The following is a 16386-nucleotide window of genomic DNA, read 5'->3' as shown; positions in this document are numbered from 1 at the left end:
TATCGCTGACTGGTTTATAGTTCAAACCAGTTGATGGCGATAACTAGAGGGGTGCCCACATTTTGGATGACGACGACGGCGCGCTGTCCCCCGAGGAGACGCTTCAGCTGATCGAGCGCCAGCAGGCCGTCGCCGCCCGGCGACTGACCCCCGACCCTCTGCTGATGTACGCCCCTTGGGGGCTCGCCTGGATGCTCGGCTTCGGCGCCTTCTTCCTGACCTACGGCCTCGACGGCGAGCCGATCCTGCCCATCTCCTGGAAGCTCGCGCTGGCCGTGCTCGTCGCCTCCCAGCTCGGCGCGGGCGCCTTCACCGCCTACGTGATCTGGCGGCAGAACATCCAGGTCAGAGGCGAGTCCACGCAACGCGGCATGATGTATGGCTACGCCTGGTTCGTCGCCATGGTCTCCATGTTCATGGTCGCCGCCCGGTTCCGGCCGATGCTCGACGTCGACGAGATCGGCCTGTTCTACTCCTCGTTCTCGCTGCTCGTCGTGGCGATCCTCTACATGGCGGGCGGGGCGATCTGGCGGACCTGGTCGATGTTCTTCATCGGCGTCTGGACCGCCATCGTCAACACCGTCGGCGTCGCGCTCGGTCCCGGCTGGCACTCCCTGCTCATCGCGGTGCTGGTCGGCGGCGGCTTCTTCGCCACGGGGGTCTGGCTGCGGCGGCAGGCGTGATGGCCGGCCACGCGCTGCCCGAACTCGACCCGGTGATCCACGCGCAGGCCCGGCTGCGCGTGATGACCACGCTCAACGCCCTGCCCGAGGGCGACCAGCTCGGCTTCCCCAGCCTCAAGGACCTGCTCGACATGACCGCGGGCAACCTGTCGGTGCACCTCACCAAGCTGGAGGACGCCGGCTACGTCGAGATCACCAAGACCCACCGCGGCCGCACCCCGGCCACCTACGTCGCGCTGACCAGGCGCGGGCGGCTCGCCTTCGAGGAGTACACCATCGCGATCCGCGCCCTACTCGACCCCTCAGGAGGATCCCTATGACGGTCCTGGCCAGAACGGCCGAGGTCACCCGGCGCTACGGCGACGTGGTGGCGCTCGACCGCGTCTCCCTCGACATCCACGCCGGAGAGCTGGTCGGCCTGCTCGGCCCCAACGGCGCGGGCAAGTCCACCCTCATCAACCTGTTCGTCGGCCTGCGCAAGCCCACCTCCGGCACGGTCGAGCTGCTCGGCGGCTCCCCCGCCGACCCGGTCGTCCGGCGCGGCATCGGCGTGACCCCCCAGGAGACCGGCCTGCCCGAGGCCCTGCGCGTCGGCGAGATCGTCGACTTCGTCGGCTCCCACTTCCCCTCCCCCGTCGAACGCGGCGAGCTGCTCGCCAGATTCGGCCTGGAGGACCTGGTGCGACGCCAGGTGGGCGGCCTGTCCGGCGGGCAGAAGCGCCGCCTGGCCGTCGCGCTCGCCTTCGTCGGCAACCCGCGGCTCGTCTTCCTCGACGAGCCGACCACCGGCCTCGACGTGGAGGCCAGGCGCTCCCTCTGGGACGGCATCAAGGCGTTCCACGCCGACGGCGGCACCGTACTGCTGACCAGCCACTACCTGGAAGAGGTCGAGGCGCTCGCGCGGCGGGTCGTGGTGGTCGGCGACGGCAGGGTGCTGGCCGACGACAGCGTGCAGGCCGTCCGCGAGATCGTCGGCGTACGCCGGGTCACGCTGGTCGCCGACGAGCTGCCCGAACTGCCGGGCGTCATCAGCACCGAACGCGCCGACGGGCGCGTGCACCTGATCACCGCGGACTCCGACCGGCTGGTGATCGACCTGGTCCGGAGCGGCGTGCCGTTCTCCGGCCTGGAGATCCAGCCCACCTCGCTGGAGGACGCCTTCCTCGCGATCACCGCCAAGGAGAGCGCACATGTCGCGTAGCCTGATCCTCACCCACACCAAGTACCAGTTCATCGAGCAGATCAGGGTGCCGATCGCGCTGGTCGCCAGCGCCTTCTTCCCCGCCGCGGCGATGCTCGCGTTCATCGTGCCGTACGCCGGGGACAACCCCGTGGCCGCGACCATGTCGACCGGGTCGATGATGCTGTTCGCGGTGATGTCGTCGGCGCTGATGGGCCTCGGCATCGGCGTGGCCGAGGACCGCGCCCAGCCCTGGGACCCGTACACCCGCACGCTGCCGGCCGGGCCGCTGGCCCGCTTCGCCGCGCGGCTGCTGACCAACATGACCATCATGCTGCTGGCGATCATCCCCGTGCTGCTGATCGCCGCGTTCCTCACCGCCGCCACCGTCACGCCGCCGCGGCTCATCGCCGGGATCGGCGCCGTGCTCCTCGGCTCGGTGCCGTTCGCGCTGCTCGGGCTGTTCGTCGGCTACCTGCTGCCGATCAAGGCGGCCATCCCCGTCACCCAGTTGCTGTTCTTCCCGATCGCCATCCTGGGCGGGCTGCTCAGCGACCCGACCAGCCCGCCGTCGTTCATCGCCGCCATCGGCCCGTTCCTGCCGAGCAGGGGCGCGGTGGAGATGGTGTGGAGCGTGACGACCGGCTTCGGGACCAATCCGGTCGCGCTGATCATGTTCGTGGTCTGGACCGTCGGCGCCGCGGCGGCCGCGGTGTGGGCCTACCGCCGCGACGAGGGCCGCCGCTACACCTAGGACGACATGGGGGGAGGTACCGCCGAGTCCGCAGCGATCTCGACGGTACCTCCGTTTCGCGAGGGGGGTTCCTACTCGCTGGTCTTCTCCTTGAGGGTCACGGTGACCTCGGCGGTCTTCCCGTCCCTCACATATGTGATCTTGACCACCTGGTCCGGCTTGAAACCTCTGACGGCGCCGACGACGGTGTCCCCGTCGTCCACCACCTTGTCACCGATCTTGGTGATGAGATCGCCCTGCTTCAGACCCGCCACGGCCGCCGGGCTGCCCTCCGTGACCTGGCGGATCAGCGCACCCGGAACGTCCCCCGTGGCGTCGGTCAGGCTGACGCCGAGGAAGGCGTGGCTGACCTTGCCACCCGCGACGAGCTGGTCGGAGACCTGCTTGGCGATGTTGACCGGAATCGCGAAGCCTACCCCGATGCTACCGCTTCCGCCGCCGGTGGCGATCGCGGTGTTGATGCCGACCACCTGCCCCGCCGCGTTCACCAGCGCGCCGCCCGAGTTGCCCGGGTTGATGGCCGCGTCCGTCTGGATGGCGTTGCCGATCGTGGTGACCGAGTTCTGCTGCTCCGGCTGCTGCTGCCGGCCCCAGCCGGGCGGTAGCTGCTGCTGGTCCTGCTCGTTGCCGACGGTGAGCGTGCGGTCCAGCGCGCTGACGATGCCCGCGGACACCGATCCGTCGAGGCCGAGCGGGCTGCCGATGGCCAGCACCGCGTCGCCGACGCGCAGCGCGTCGCTGTCCCCGAGCGTCGCCTTGGTCAGACCCGACACGCCCTCAGCCCTGATGACCGCCAGGTCCGTGGTCGGGTCCGTGCCCACCACCGTCGCCTTGGCCGTCTTGCCGTCGCTGAACTTCACCGTCATCTGACCGCCGCCCTGCCCCGCGCCGACCACCACGTGGTTGTTGGTGAGGATCAGCCCGTCCGCGCTCAGCACGACCCCCGACCCCTCGCCGGTCGCACCCTTGATCATGACCACCGACGGCTGCACCGCCTGCGCCACATCGGCGACGGTCATCGAGGTGGACGCGTTCCGGAACGCCGGCCCCGCCACCGCGGCCGGCCGGTCACCGGCCAGCGCGTTCGTGGTGAGAGCCCCCACGACCCCGCCACCGAGCGCCATCGCGGCCAGCGCGAGACCGCCCACCGCCTTCTGCCCCGCGGAGAACCGCTGCTTCGGTACGGCAGGCACCGGCTGAACCATCGTGGGCGGCGTGTGCCGCTGGAAGCCACCCGCCGTCGGCGGCTCGGTCCCGAACTGCGACCAGCCACCGGCGGTGGCGGTCGGCAGCTCCTCGGTGTGCCCGGTGCCCTGCTCGTTCGGCTCGTTCGCGTTCATGCCATCCCCATAGCCGTCCTGGCCGCCACAGCGGCGACCTTGCTCCTCCAGAGTGCCAAACGGCGCGTAAGTGCTGGTTAAGCCGCTGATCGCCGTTCCACGTGACGCCTGACACGCGCCTTATCAGCGCTGGTCGGAGGCAGGTTCACCATGAGGAATCCGCTCTGAGATCCCCTTTGGCGGCTTGCACACAGGTGATGCGTCGTTCAGTCGGCCCTCGAAACCATAAGAAAGGAGAGCCGCCCACCGCTCCGCCGACTACCTCCAGGCGGAACAGCAGCCGGACGACACGTGTCCTCCGTGATTGTGGGATTCATCCATGGATGCAGGCAAACCCGCTTTGCAGGGATTTCCCATAGTTCGCATTCGTGTTGGCAACCCCAGGATGGAAGATCCCATTGACCGCGTACTATTCGCCGGTCACCATCAGGGTGGTCAACAATTCTCGAATACAGGGAGGCCCGAGCATGAAACTACGACTCCTCGGCAGCACGTCGGACGACGGCCAGTGCCCCACCCTGTACGCGACCGACCGCGACACCTACGTCGTGCAAGGCGACGCGGTCACCGACCCCGAAGCCCTCGCCGAGCTGCGCAACGTCCTGCCCGGCGAAACCTTCGTGGAGATCCCCAAGGAGCTGCTGCGCTTCGCAGAGGGGTCCTGAGTGCCCCTGCTCGCCCCGGCCGAGTTCGGCACACTGTGGGAGTCCTTTCAACACACCGCGTTCAAGCTCGAAGTCCGCGACCGGTACGACGTGGACACCGAGCACGAGTCGCTGCGCAAGTTCCTGGCCGGACAACCTGACCCGGAACGGGCGGCCAGGCCCTGGCTGGCCAAGATGAAGGCCGCGACCAGCGAGGGAAAGCGCGTCGAACGCGTCCGAGTCGTCACCGAGCCGCACAGCGACTACGTGCGTTGGCTCCTGGACGGCGCCCCGCTGAACGCGGCCGCGGGCGAGGACATCCGATACCTGCCCCGCCCGCGCGCCGTCGACCTCGGCCTGCCCGACCACGATTTCGCGCTCTTCGATTCGGCCCGCCTGGTACTGCTCAACTTCGACGACCACGATCGGCCGCTCCAACACGAGCTGGTGACCGACCCCGAGACCGTGCTTCAGCACTGTCAGTGGCGGGACGCGGCCTGGCATCACGCCATGTCGTACAAGCAATTCGCGGGAGAGTAGAAGCGCCTCGTGCCACGAGTACAAGAGGCCCGTGAGGCTCTCGGCCGACAGCTCCGCGAGCTCCGCCAGCATGCCGGGGTCACCGGGACGGCACTCGCGGAGCTGCTCGGCTGGCCGCAGTCGAAGGTCAGCAAGCTGGAGACAGGGCGGCAGACACCAACGGCGGACGACATCAGGGCCTGGACGCAGGCGGTCGGCGACGAGTCCGCGGCGAGACCGCTCCTCGCCCGGCTCGACGTCCTGGAGACGATGTACGCCGAATGGCGGCGGCAGCTCGGCGCGGGCACGTCGGCACGCCAGCGAGCCAGCATCGCGTTGGAGGCCAACGCCAGGCATATTCGAGCGTTCGAGACCACGGTCATCCCCGGCCTGCTGCAGACGCCCGACTACGCCCGGCATCGGCTCGCCCAGTCGGTCGCCCGCCATGGTCTGCCTGACGATGTCGACGAGGGCGTGCGCGTACGCATGCAGCGCCAGGAGGTGCTGTACAGGCCCGGCAAACGGCTGCACTTCGTGATGACCGAGGCGGCCCTGCGCTACCGCCTGTGCCCACCTGAGGTGATGGCCGGTCAACTAGACCGGCTCGTGGCCTTGTGCTCGATGAACACCATCCACGTCGGGATCATCGGGTTCGACGCCGACCTGGCCGAGTCACCCAAGCACGGCTTCTGGATCTTCGACGATCAGCGGGTGCTCGTCGAGACGATCGGCGCCGAGCTGACCTTGACGCAGCCTCAGGAGATCGCGCTGTACGGGCAAGTCTTCGACCGGCTCGCCGGCGCCGCGGCCTATGGCGCCGAAGCCCGGCGCCGCATCACGCGGATCCTTCACGACCTGGTGGTCAGTCCCGAGAATTCCTGATCGCGGCGGCCGTCGAAGAGAATTCGAATATTCGAGAATACTGCTTGGGGTTGGGGTCCTGAGACTCCTAACGTCCTGGTCATGGCGCTTCCACAGGTCCCCGAGTGCTCCGGCGTGCTTACCCTCCAACATCGCGGTAGCGGGCGGACCGCCGTCGCGTACTCCGCTGAGCAGGTGGACATACCAGCGATGCTGGACTGTCTCACCGCATACCCGTGGATCGAGGGCGCGGCGTGAGCAACCTCGATCACGTCTGCCCCAGGTGCCGCGCCACCGTGTACAGGGCGTGCGTGATCGGCACAGAGGGCCTCAAGATCTTGTTGGATCCGGTCCGTGTCGTGGGCGGCGACTGGGCGCTGATCCACAACGGGACCTCCGACTCCGCCTACTGGATGGCGGTGCCGCGACCCGTCCGCGTATCGCCGCCCGTAGATCTCGACAAGGACGGGCGCCGGGCGTGGAACAGCAAAGCCGTGGCTGACTCCCGCCCCTGGCATGTCGAGCACGAGCACGAGCTGACAGCCGAGCAGATCATCGCCGCCCGCATCCAGGCTCGCGGGAAGCTGAAAGCCAGCCGACAGAATCCTCCCTGAACCCCCGGCCCCCGAACGGATCCGCAAATCTGGGGGCCGGGCCCGACCCGGCGAGTGCCTTCGCCGGCAGGGGCGGCCTCGCTCTCCTTCGTGGAGGGGTGGGGCGAGGCCGCCCATTCTTCTAACAGCGCTGCCCGGTCAGGAGATCAGCGGATCACCAGCTGTCCCAGCCATGCCAGCCGTACCAGTGGTCTTTCAGGTGCCGGTAGCTGTCGTCGGCGGTTTCCTCAGGCTGACCTTCGGGTAGCCAGACGAAGCCGGTGTTGCTCTCGATGGCCCATTCCTCGGACTCAAGTACGGCATTGCCGGGGACGTCTTCGCCCCCCGAGGTCGAGTAGGTGGATGCCCAGCACACCCGGTACAAGCCCAGCCATCGGCAGGAGTCATCGCGCAAGGCCTCCACCGACATCGTTTGCGCGAAGGCACGCATGCTCGGTTCGGAGATCGTGAACCGCACCCAGAAGGGCACGTCGGCCACGAGGGCGATCACGACGACGACGGGGATCAGCGAAGGCAGGAACCAGCGGCGTAAACGCCCGGACAGCTCCCCCCTACCCGCCGCCACACCGAAGAGAATCACCCAGTACGCGGCCAGTACGCCCCCGACAAAGAACGTGAACAGGAACATCTCGAAGACGTACCAGTGGGGGACGCTGGCCCAGTACAAGACGACACACCCCACAGCCGAGACCGCGGCCAGAAACAGCCACCCGGGCGGCTTGATCATCATGGGGGCCACCTTAACGACGGAAATAGCTCCTAAGGGCGAGACGCCCCGCCTGATCGGCGGGTTATCGGCGCTCTCGCAGGGCTGCCTCGATCCGAAGGCCAATCCCCACCAGTGTGAACAGCGCATCGCGCACGTGCCCGCAAGGGGCATGTCCCAGCTGGTAGCCGTAGGTATGGCGACAGTGCCGATCAGGCCGAAGCCGATCATCAACGAGCCGAGGGTGCGCTCTCGTCGGGGCTCCACGGCGGGAGCGGCCTCCTAGACCTGTCGTCCGGTGTGGTCACGGCGTGAGCATCTCAGCCTGAGATCAAGATCTGATCGCGGCCGAAAATCCGGCCCACCCATTCCCATCACACGCCACTGTCCCGGGCACCTGGACCCATATCGCCTTCCTGCCGGACTGGTTGGAGACTCTCGCGATCCCGCTCGTGCCTGGCCTGGTCACCTGCGTGGCCGGGCACGAGGGTCCTGAGCAGTTGGTCACACTAAGGGCCTGTCCCGTGGATCATGTGACTGAGATCCCGAAACGTGCTCGCTGATCTCGGGGGCGGCTTGGACCAGTCCGGCAGATCTCGGCCGACGGCTCCGGAATGTTCGTCGGCGCGGGATCAGTCATGTGATGGCTGCTTGCGGTGAGCCGACCGGTTGCAGGGCCATGTGCTGCTCCCGTGCATCGAGTAGCTCGTCCCAGTGCTCCGCTGCCCACGCGCATGCGGCAGCCAATGGCTCCAGCATGCTGCGGCCCAGCGGCGTCAGCGCGTATTCCACCCGCGGTTTCGGGTCAGCGTGCACCGTACGTGACACGAACCCGTCTCGCTCCAGGCCGCGTAGCGACTGTGTGAGCACCTTTGGGGTGACGCGGTGCAGTGGCACGCGCAGCTCGGAGAATCGGCGCGGGCCGCCTTCCAGGCAGCGAATGATCAGGGCTGCCCACTTGTCGCCGAAGCGAAACGGCAGCAGCGAGGACGGGCACAGTTCGTCGAACATGTCGGGAGGCAGCGGCTGCCGGTGCGTCATGGCGTCTCCTGCCTCGCGGCTGGGGCCGGTAGCTGGTCTCGGTATCCAGGAGGTAACCGCCCTTGTGGATACCTTCCGGAGCATCGACGCAACGGGAGGTATTCCAAAGATGGGCAAGTTCGTGATTTTCGGGGGCAGGTGGCCGAGCCGGTCGGCAGGCCGTCGCTGAAGCGCGTCGGCGCGGACACCAGGTCACCGGGGTGGTACGCGATCCCTCGCGCTATAGCGGCTTGGCAGACGGCAGCGTACAGATCATCGCTGGCGACGTCACTGACGTGGCGGATGTCGCCGCCCTCGCGTCTGGACACGACGCCGCGATCAACGCGGCGGCTGTGTACGGTGCAGGCACCGATCCGGAGGCATTCTTCGCCGGCGCCTCGCACGCCCTCGTCAAGGGCCTGCGGCAGGCCGGAGTGGACAGGCTTGTCACGGTCGGGCTCTCAGCGCTACTGCCTGGCCCTGATGGGACCCGCCTGCTGGACATGCCCGGCTTCCCCGCCGAGTTCCGGCCCTTCTGCCTGGCCCACGCCGCCGGTCTCGATGCGCTCCGTGTCGAAGGCGGCACGCTGGACTGGGTGTATGTCAGCCCAGCCGGCGACTTCGACCACGAGGGTGAGCGCACCGGCCACTATGAGATCCGCGAACACGGCGACACCGCGGCGCGCATCTCCTATGCGGACTTCGCCATCGCCCTACTCGACGAGGCCGAGCCCCCACGGCACCACCGCGGCCACCTGGCCGTGGCATGACTGCGTTAGGAAGTGGCGTCATGTGACCGGGTCGCGTAGCCAGATCCGGATGGAGGCGACGTCGATGGCGCCCTGGTAGACGCGGCCGGGCTTGCGGCGCGGGCAGCCCAGGCCACGATGTGGGATGCGGATGGACTCCATCAGCGGGATGAAGCGCGGTGAGTCGCCGTATTGGCTTGGCCCGCTGATTCGGGACGTATCTCGAAGTGGGCGGTGATGTCAGCCTTCCGGCTTCGGTGAGCCATGGCCGAAGCAGAGCAATCGCACTTGCGCCACGGGCGATGAGTGAGACCGTTCATGAGCCTGCGCCCGCGAGGTCCACCCTGACGCCGTCGGAGAACAGCGAGTCGTGCAGTTCGATGCTGTCGGGCTTCAGTGTCTTCGGCACATCGAACAGGACGATCCCCTTAACCGAGTTGCCCGGGTTGATCTCCTCGTACAAGCTCTTGGAGTTTTCGAGATAGATGGCGGCCTCGGCGCTGGCCTCGTACTCCTTGCCCTTCGCGTACAACTTCTGGGCGCTGCTGGAGAACGCCTGCTGCTCGTCGCCGATGTTCTTCACAGTGACGTACACGAGCAGGAACACTCCCTGGGCGTCCTTGTTGAGGAAGTCGCCGCCCACCCTGGCTTTTCTCTCCAGCTTGGTGACCTTGAACGAGAATTCGCCGTCCTTCACGACGGAGCCGATCCCGGGGGCCTCCGGCTTCTCCTTCTTCGGCTTGTCGCCGGGCTTCGCACCACCGGGGTCCCGGTCGGCGTTCGCCGTCGTCGTTCTGTCTCCGCCGCCGGCGAGGCTGACCACGAGGGCCGCGCACCCACCGACCAGCACCACGAAGACGACGGCGAGGATCAGCAGCACTTTGCCCGCGCTGCTCTTCTTCGGGGGCGGCCCCGGATAGTACTGCTGGGGCTGCTGAGCGTAAGGGGGGTGCGCCATCAAGGTCCTCCGCGTGGGTGTGGGGTGAGGATTGGGACGTTCCAGAGGCCTGTGTGGTTGTCGTTGCTGTCGTTACAGACGAGATTGGTATGTCGGCTGGTAGCGCCCGGCTCGCACCGTTTGCGCGAAGGCGCGGGGACGCCAGCATGCTCGCGACCATGCCCACAACCGGTCTCGGAGGCCCGGAATTGTCGTACCCACCAGGCACGATGGAGGCATGAACGACGCGCCCCCGCACACGCACCTAGCCGACCAGGCCGCCTACGCCGAAGCCGTCCAGCTCGCCGTCGACGCGGCCGCCGCCTACTACGGCGCCGGGGATTCCCCGATCGACGACGACTCCTTCGACCGGCTGGTGCGCTGCATCGAGGCCTACGAGGCCGAGCATCCGGACCTGGTGCTGCCCGCCTCGCCCATCGGCAAGGTGGCGGGCGGCGCCGTGGTCGGGGACGTGCCGCACACGGTGCCCATGCTGTCGCCGGACAACGTCTTCTCCGCCGACCAGCTCGCCGACTGGGCGGCGGGGCTGGAGCGCAGGATCGGCAGGCCGATCACCACGTGGAGCGTGGAGCCCAAGCTCGACGGCCTGGCCGTCTCGGCCCGCTACCGCGGCGGGCGGCTCGTCCAGCTCGTCACCCGCGGCGACGGCACCGCGGGCGAGGACGTCTCACACGCCATCGGCACCATCGTCGGCCTGCCCGGCAGGCTGGCCGAGCCGGTGACGGTGGAGCTGCGCGGCGAGGTCATGTTCCCTGTCAAGTTCATCTGTTCAGGGCCTCATAACTCTTGCAGGGCGGGGGTTGCCGGCCCTCGGCGCGCAATGACAGCCCGGTCGGAGTGGGTAACCGCCAGTTCACCGTCGCCGGGCCGACCCAATCGGCCGACGACCTCATCCACCAGACTCTGCTCGAACGGTTAGACCAGGGTGATCGGCGCCGGTTTTTCACGGCATTCTTGAGCGGTGCTTGAACTGAGGGCGTCGAAGCCGGCGATCATCGCTGCCCAACTCGGTGCGACCTGGGCAGTGGGGGCGATCGCGCTGCCACTGGTGTGGCGGTTCCTACCGGTCGCGGCGTTCGGGGGTGGAGAAAGCGGGGTCGTCCTCGTCGCCCTCCTGGGCGCACTGCTCGTCCTGGCCTACCTGATCGTGGTGATCGCGGCCACCCGCAGGGCGTCGGCCCTCGGCGCGACGGTCATCGGCCGGGTGCTCTGGGCGCTGATGGTCCTGTGCGCGGGAACCGCCGGATGGGCGCTGGGCTGGGCGGCGACCGACGTCGCCGGGCTCGGGGTGAGTCGCAGCGAGCTGTTGTCGTCCCTTCTCGGAGGGATTCCGTTCGTCCTGGCGGCCGGGATGTTGCTGCGTGGATGGCGGTTCAGCCTTACCGCGCTGGGGCTGAGCGTGGTGCTGATCGGCACCGGCGTGGTGGTGCTGCGCCAGGAGTCGCCAGAGGAGTTCGAGGCACGGCTGGCGGCCGCCGGCGTACGCAGGGAGAACACGTACGTGGTCGCCATCCCCGGCTACCGGCCCAACGGCGGCCGCGACTACGGCCGCGGGCTGGGCGACGCCGGCTTCCTCCCCGAGAACCCGGACGCGATCCCGCCCGATCGGCACATCACGATCACCGCGTACGACCGGCTCATGGTGGGCGAAAAGATGTGCGGGCAACCCACCGCCCAGGACTCCCGCCTGACATGGGGCTCCTGCACCGCCGAGTCGGGCGGCCTGGTGTACCGGAACAACGAGATCGTGCACGGCTACCAGGTGCCGGTCGGCCGCCGGCACGTGACGGTGGTGGGGACCCCATCGGTCGACCATGACCTGCTGCGGACCGCGGCGCTGAACCTGCGCCTGGCCACCGCCCGCGAACTGGGCGCCGGCCAGAAGCAGACTGGCGACTACTACGCGGCGAGGATTCCCGGATACGCCGGGCAGCCGACCGGGATCCCTGCGGGCATGATCTACCTGCCGTTGGACCGCACCGGCATCGGAGCGCAGAGCGTCGCGATCCAGTTGTACGTGACCTACGCGGACGGAGAAGACGTATGCTTTCGCGCCACTGAGTGCACACCGGATGGCGTCGGCCTCACGTACGTCCGCCATGAGGACACGCACGGTTACGCGATGAGGCGCGGCGAGGTGAACGTGCGGCTGCTGGGCGGCCTGCGGATCGGCAAGACGCCACTGCGGCAGGCCACCCTGAACGCCCGCCCGGTCACCGAGGAGGAACTGCGCCGCACCCTCCCTCCGCTGCAACCGCGTCACACCATCGACCGCTTCCGCCGATGGCTGCGGACGTTCTGAACGCGCGCAGGCCTCGGACGGCCGGACGGAATTGTCGGTGCCATCAAGCATGATCGAACCATGACCGAGGAGCCCCCCATCGCTGTCCTGGCCGACGACACGGCCTACGCCGAAGCCGTCCAACTGGCTGTTGACTCCGCCGCCGCGTACTACGCCGACGGCACCTCCACGCTCGACGACGACGCCTACGACAGACTCGCGCGCGGGATCCAGGCGTACGAGGAAGCCCACCCCGAGGCAGTGCTGGCCACCTCGCCCACGGGCAAGGTCGCCGGCGGCGCCGTGGTCGGCGACGTGCCACACATCGTGCCGATGCTCAGCCTGGACAACGTCTTCGGCGCCGAGCAACTGGCCGACTGGGCTACTTCGTTGGAGCGCAGGCTCGGACGCCCGGTCGCGGCATGGAGCGTCGAGCCCAAGCTCGACGGCTTGGCTATCTCGGCCCGCTATCGTCGCGGCCGCCTGATGCAGCTCGTAACTCGCGGCGACGGCACTGCAGGCGAGGACGTCTCCCACGCGATTGGCACCATCGTGGGGCTGCCCGCCAGGCTGGCCGAGCCGGTCACCATTGAATTGCGCGGCGAAGTTGAAATGACGACGTTGCAGTTCGAGGAGGCGTGTGCCAAGCGCCAGGCGCACGACGGCACCACGTTCGCCAACCCGCGCAGCGCCGCCGCCGGCACGCTGCGCGCCCAGGACCGGCCGTATGTGTGCGAGCTGACGTTCTTCGGCTACGGCGCGCTGCCGCACCCCGACGACACCTCCGAGCAGGCCGCGCGGCTGCGGGAGTTGCCGCACAGCGAGGTCATGGCGTGGGTCGCCGGCCAGGGCGTGCAGACCACCGCCGCCACCCCGGTCGCCGGGATCGTCGCCGAGACGCTGGAGCAGGTGCAGGAGCGCGTTGAGCAGATCGCCGCAGTGCGGCCGGAGCTGCCGTTCGACATCGACGGCATCGTGATCAAGGCCGACCTCGCGGCCGACCAGGAGCAGGCGGGGTTCAGCTCGCGGGCTCCCCGATGGGCGATCGCCTACAAGCTGGCCGCGGTCGAGAAGATCACCAAGCTGCTGGCCGTCGAATGGAACACCGGCCGCACCGGCATCATCGCCCCGCGCGCCGTACTCACACCGGTCGAGCTCGACGGCAGCATCGTCACCTACGCCACCCTGCACAATCCCGCCGACATCACCCGCCGCGGCCTCATGCTCGGCGACCAGGTGACGGTCTACAAGGCGGGCGACGTCATCCCGCGCGTGCAGGCACCGGTGGTCCACCTGCGTACGGGCGAGGAGCAGCCGATCGCCTTCCCGCAGGCGTGCCCCACCTGCGGCGACGAGATCGACACCAGCCATGAGCGCTGGCGCTGCGTGCGCGGGCGCTCCTGCCGGGCCATCGCCTCCGTCTCGTACGCCGTGGGCCGCGACCAGCTCGACATCGAGGGCCTCGGCGAGAACCGTATCCAGCAGCTCCTCGAAGCGGGCTTGATCAGCGACTTCGCCGACCTGTTCTTTCTCACCGAGGACCAGGTGCTCGGCCTCGACCGGATGGGGGCCGTCAGCACCGCCAACCTGATCGCCGCCATCGACCAGGCCCGGAGCCGGCCGCTCAGCAGGGTGTTCTGCGCCCTGGGCGTGCGCGGCACCGGCCGCTCCATGTCACGGCGGATCGCCAAGCACTTCGGCGGCATGGACGCCATCCTGGCGGCCGGGATCGACGGCGTGCAGGCGGTGGAGGGTGTCGGCCCGGAGAAGGCGACGCTGCTCGTGGCCGAGCTGGCCGAACTGGGCCCGCTCATCGACAAGCTGATCAAGGCCGGGGTCAACATGACCGAGCCCGGCTTCATCCCTCCCACCGAGTCCGCCGAAGCCGGGGCCGTCTCGGACCTGCCGCTCGCCGGGATGTCCGTGGTGGTGACCGGCGCGATGAGCGGCCCGCTGGAGGCCCTGTCCCGCAACCAGGTGAACGAACTCGTCGAACGGGCCGGCGGCAAGGCGTCGTCCAGCGTCTCGGCGCGCACGAGCTTGCTGGTCGCGGGTGAGAAGGCGGGCTCGAAGCGCACCAAGGCGGAGGACCTGGGCATCCGCATCCTCACCCCGGAGGAGTTCGCCGACCTGGTCACCGACCATCTGTGACGTTCTCTCCGAGGTGGCGGACGAGCGGGAGGAGCGGGTGGGCTAGGCGGAAGGAGGGGGTGTGGAGGGCCAGTATTCGTCACGGAGGAGGCGTTTGTAGAGTTTGCCCGTTGGGTGGCGGGGGAGTTCGTCGCGGAAGTCGACGGATTTGGGGCATTTGTAGTGGGCCAGGTGGGCGCGACAGTAGGCGATGAGTTCCGCTTCCAGGGCGGGGCCCGCGTCGGCGGGGTCGGCGGGTTGGACGACGGCCTTGACCTGTTCGCCCATCTCCTCGTCCGGTACGCCCAGGACCGCGACGTCGGCGACCTTCGGGTGGACCGACAGGAGGTTCTCGGCCTCCTGCGGGTAGATGTTCACCCCGCCTGAGATGATCATGTAGGAGCGGCGGTCGGTGAGGTACAGGAAGCCCTCCTCGTCGACGTAGCCAATGTCGCCCAGCGTGCTCCAGCCCCGCCCCTGCGGGTCGTGGGAGGCGCGGGTCTTGTCGGGGTCGCCGTGGTACTCGAAGCTGGGCCCGCCGGAGAAGTACACCGTGCCGTGCTCGCCGGGCGGCAGTTCGTCGCCCTCTTCGTCGCAGATGTGGACGACGCCCAGCAGGGAGCGGCCGACGGTGCCCTTGTGGGCGAGCCAGTCCTTGGAGCCGACGTACAGGAAGCCGTTGCCCTCGGTGCCCGCGTAGTACTCGTGGATGATCGGCCCCCACCACTCGATCATCTGCTCCTTGACCGGCACGGGGCAGGGCGCGGCGGCGTGGATCGCGCAGACGAGCGAGGAGAGGTCGTGTTCCGTGCGCTTGGCTTCCGGGAGTTTGAGCATCTTGATGAACATCGTCGGGACGAGCTGGGAGTGCGTCACCTGGTGGCGTTCGACCAACTCCAGGTACTGCCCGGGGTCGAACTTCTCCATCACCACCACGGTCGCGCCGAGTCGCTGGAACGTCATGCAGTACCGGAGCGGCGCGGCGTGGTAGAGCGGCGCCGGCGACAGGTAGACGCTGTCACCCGTCGGCGCGAACAGGGCGTCGATGAGCTTGTAGAGCACCCCGGGCTTGGTCATCGCGACCTGGGACAGCGGCGACTTGACCCCTTTGGGGCGTCCGGTGGTGCCGGAGGAGTAGAGCATGTCCGCGCCCTGGCACTCGTCGGCGATGGGCGTGACGGGCTGCTCGGCGACCGCCTCCTCATAGGACTGGAAGCCCTCGGCGGTCCCGCCGATCATCAGGCGCGTCTCCACGCCGGAGGTGCCGGCGACGGCGACGTCCGCCAGGTCGGCGCTGGTGATGAACACCCGGGCCTCGCAGTTGCCGACGATGTAGGCCAGTTCGTCGCTCTGCAGCCGGGAGCTGACCGGGGTGTAGAAGAGGCCCGCGCGGTGCGCCGCCCAGGCGATGACCAGGAACAGGGGATGGTTGCCGAGCATGAAAGCGACATGGTCGCCCGGTTTCAGGCCCGCGGCGCGGAAGAGGTGGGCCAGGCGGTTGGACTCCTCGTCCAGCCTGCGGTAGGTGACGACCTCCCCGGAGCCCGCCATGATCACAGCGGGCTTGTCGGGGGTGACGGCTGCGATGGCTCCCGGATACATGAACCGAACACTATTCGGTAAGCAGTCCGGCCGGAAGGGGCCGCTCCGGCGGGCGGATGACGTACGCGGTGCCGACGCCGGTGCGCAACCACACCTTCTCGAAGGTCTCACGACGGCACCAGTTCGTCGGCCGCGAACCCGATCACCCGCTCCGGCGAGGTCCACCGCGAGACCTCCCAGGCCCCCCTCCTGGCAAAGGGCGACATCGCGCCAAGCACCTGACGCTGATAGACGGCCTGCCCCTGAAGGGGATCCCGTTCCACACGAGCGCCCGCGCCCTGGGGAGATATCAGCAGCAAGAGAGTGATCAGAATGCGCATGAGTGACAGCCCATCTCAAGGGCGG

18 protein-coding genes and 1 pseudogene are annotated in these 16386 nt (G+C 68.5%); 12 read left to right on the top strand and 7 right to left on the bottom strand.

Annotated elements, in window-relative coordinates; genetic code table 11:
- The first annotated feature begins 62 nt into the window (after nt 1-62).
- From ABZ911_RS11730 to ABZ911_RS11715, 4 genes are read left to right on the top strand one after another with little or no spacing between them, the layout of a single operon-like run.
- Nucleotides 63-683 carry a hypothetical protein gene (locus tag ABZ911_RS11730; RefSeq protein ID WP_358054475.1) on the top strand — a complete coding sequence of 207 codons (621 nt, stop codon included), beginning with the start codon at nt 63-65 and terminating at the stop codon, nt 681-683.
- Entirely contained in the window at nt 683-1003 is a 321-nt protein-coding gene (locus tag ABZ911_RS11725) for a transcriptional regulator (RefSeq protein WP_358054474.1), read from the top strand. Before ABZ911_RS11730 ends, ABZ911_RS11725 begins: the two co-directional genes overlap by 1 nt.
- Nucleotides 1000-1884, top strand: coding sequence for an ABC transporter ATP-binding protein (locus ABZ911_RS11720; RefSeq protein ID WP_358054473.1), 885 nt, complete (start codon nt 1000-1002; stop codon nt 1882-1884). The genes ABZ911_RS11725 and ABZ911_RS11720 overlap by 4 nt, the downstream gene beginning before the upstream one ends.
- Entirely contained in the window at nt 1874-2617 is a 744-nt protein-coding gene (locus ABZ911_RS11715) for an ABC transporter permease (RefSeq protein WP_358054472.1), read from the top strand. The genes ABZ911_RS11720 and ABZ911_RS11715 overlap by 11 nt, the downstream gene beginning before the upstream one ends.
- A gap of 71 nt (nt 2618-2688) precedes the next feature.
- On the opposite strand, the gene ABZ911_RS11710 is transcribed toward ABZ911_RS11715, so the two are convergent.
- Nucleotides 2689-3957: a trypsin-like peptidase domain-containing protein gene (locus tag ABZ911_RS11710; RefSeq protein WP_358054471.1), complete on the bottom strand. Its 1269-nt coding sequence runs from the start codon at nt 3955-3957 to the stop codon at nt 2689-2691.
- A 467-nt stretch (nt 3958-4424) separates the two neighbouring features.
- On the opposite strand from ABZ911_RS11710, the gene ABZ911_RS11705 reads away from it, so the two are divergent.
- From ABZ911_RS11705 to ABZ911_RS11690, 4 genes are all read left to right on the top strand, one after another.
- A complete protein-coding gene (locus ABZ911_RS11705; protein WP_358054470.1) occupies nt 4425-4622 on the top strand; it encodes a hypothetical protein in 198 nt (65 codons plus the stop codon).
- Complete coding sequence (locus tag ABZ911_RS11700) at nt 4623-5141, top strand: DUF6879 family protein (protein ID WP_358054469.1); 519 nt, start codon at nt 4623-4625, stop codon at nt 5139-5141.
- A gap of 9 nt (nt 5142-5150) precedes the next feature.
- Entirely contained in the window at nt 5151-6002 is an 852-nt protein-coding gene (locus ABZ911_RS11695) for a helix-turn-helix transcriptional regulator (protein WP_358054468.1), read from the top strand.
- Nucleotides 6003-6292: 290 nt separating this feature from the next.
- Entirely contained in the window at nt 6293-6595 is a 303-nt protein-coding gene (locus tag ABZ911_RS11690; protein ID WP_358054467.1) for a hypothetical protein, read from the top strand.
- 154 nt (nt 6596-6749) lie between these two features.
- On the opposite strand, the gene ABZ911_RS11685 is transcribed toward ABZ911_RS11690, so the two are convergent.
- Complete coding sequence (locus ABZ911_RS11685; protein WP_358054466.1) at nt 6750-7325, bottom strand: hypothetical protein; 576 nt, start codon at nt 7323-7325, stop codon at nt 6750-6752.
- 612 nt (nt 7326-7937) lie between these two features.
- Nucleotides 7938-8342 carry a helix-turn-helix domain-containing protein gene (locus tag ABZ911_RS11680; RefSeq protein ID WP_358054465.1) on the bottom strand — a complete coding sequence of 135 codons (405 nt, stop codon included), beginning with the start codon at nt 8340-8342 and terminating at the stop codon, nt 7938-7940.
- A 191-nt stretch (nt 8343-8533) separates the two neighbouring features.
- Here ABZ911_RS11680 and ABZ911_RS11675 point away from each other — a divergent pair.
- Nucleotides 8534-9091: pseudogene (locus ABZ911_RS11675) on the top strand (NAD(P)H-binding protein); the annotation flags it as partial.
- A gap of 18 nt (nt 9092-9109) precedes the next feature.
- On the opposite strand, the gene ABZ911_RS11670 reads toward ABZ911_RS11675, so the two are convergent.
- Together ABZ911_RS11670 and ABZ911_RS11665 are read right to left on the bottom strand one after the other, a co-directional pair.
- Nucleotides 9110-9232 (bottom strand): hypothetical protein, encoded by a 123-nt coding sequence (locus ABZ911_RS11670; protein ID WP_358054464.1) that lies wholly within the window; start codon nt 9230-9232, stop codon nt 9110-9112.
- 154 nt (nt 9233-9386) lie between these two features.
- Nucleotides 9387-9950: a DUF4352 domain-containing protein gene (locus tag ABZ911_RS11665; protein WP_358054463.1), complete on the bottom strand. Its 564-nt coding sequence runs from the start codon at nt 9948-9950 to the stop codon at nt 9387-9389.
- A 295-nt stretch (nt 9951-10245) separates the two neighbouring features.
- Between ABZ911_RS11665 and ABZ911_RS11660 the strand changes: the two genes are divergently transcribed.
- The 3 genes from ABZ911_RS11660 to ligA are packed head-to-tail and all read left to right on the top strand — an operon-like array spanning nt 10246 to nt 14460.
- The gene (locus ABZ911_RS11660) at nt 10246-10947 is read left to right on the top strand and encodes a hypothetical protein (RefSeq protein ID WP_358054462.1); all 702 of its coding nucleotides are present in this window, start codon (nt 10246-10248) and stop codon (nt 10945-10947) included.
- A 42-nt stretch (nt 10948-10989) separates the two neighbouring features.
- A complete protein-coding gene (locus tag ABZ911_RS11655) occupies nt 10990-12330 on the top strand; it encodes a hypothetical protein (protein WP_358054461.1) in 1341 nt (446 codons plus the stop codon).
- A 60-nt stretch (nt 12331-12390) separates the two neighbouring features.
- Complete coding sequence (gene ligA / locus ABZ911_RS11650; protein ID WP_358054460.1) at nt 12391-14460, top strand: NAD-dependent DNA ligase LigA; 2070 nt, start codon at nt 12391-12393, stop codon at nt 14458-14460.
- A gap of 42 nt (nt 14461-14502) precedes the next feature.
- Here the strand turns inward: ligA and ABZ911_RS11645 are convergent, their stop codons facing one another.
- Both ABZ911_RS11645 and ABZ911_RS11640 read right to left on the bottom strand, forming a co-directional pair.
- On the bottom strand, nt 14503-16041 hold the full coding sequence (locus ABZ911_RS11645; RefSeq protein ID WP_358054459.1) for an AMP-binding protein: 1539 nt from the start codon (nt 16039-16041) through the stop codon (nt 14503-14505).
- 107 nt (nt 16042-16148) lie between these two features.
- On the bottom strand, nt 16149-16361 hold the full coding sequence (locus ABZ911_RS11640; RefSeq protein WP_358054458.1) for a hypothetical protein: 213 nt from the start codon (nt 16359-16361) through the stop codon (nt 16149-16151).
- Nucleotides 16362-16386 lie beyond the last annotated feature (25 nt).

This window comes from Nonomuraea sp. NPDC046570 (genome assembly GCF_040645915.1).
Taxonomy (GTDB): Bacteria; Actinomycetota; Actinomycetes; order Streptosporangiales; family Streptosporangiaceae; genus Nonomuraea.
The sequence above is the reverse complement of the archived record's forward strand: the minus strand, read 5'-3'. Positions and strand labels throughout refer to the sequence as shown.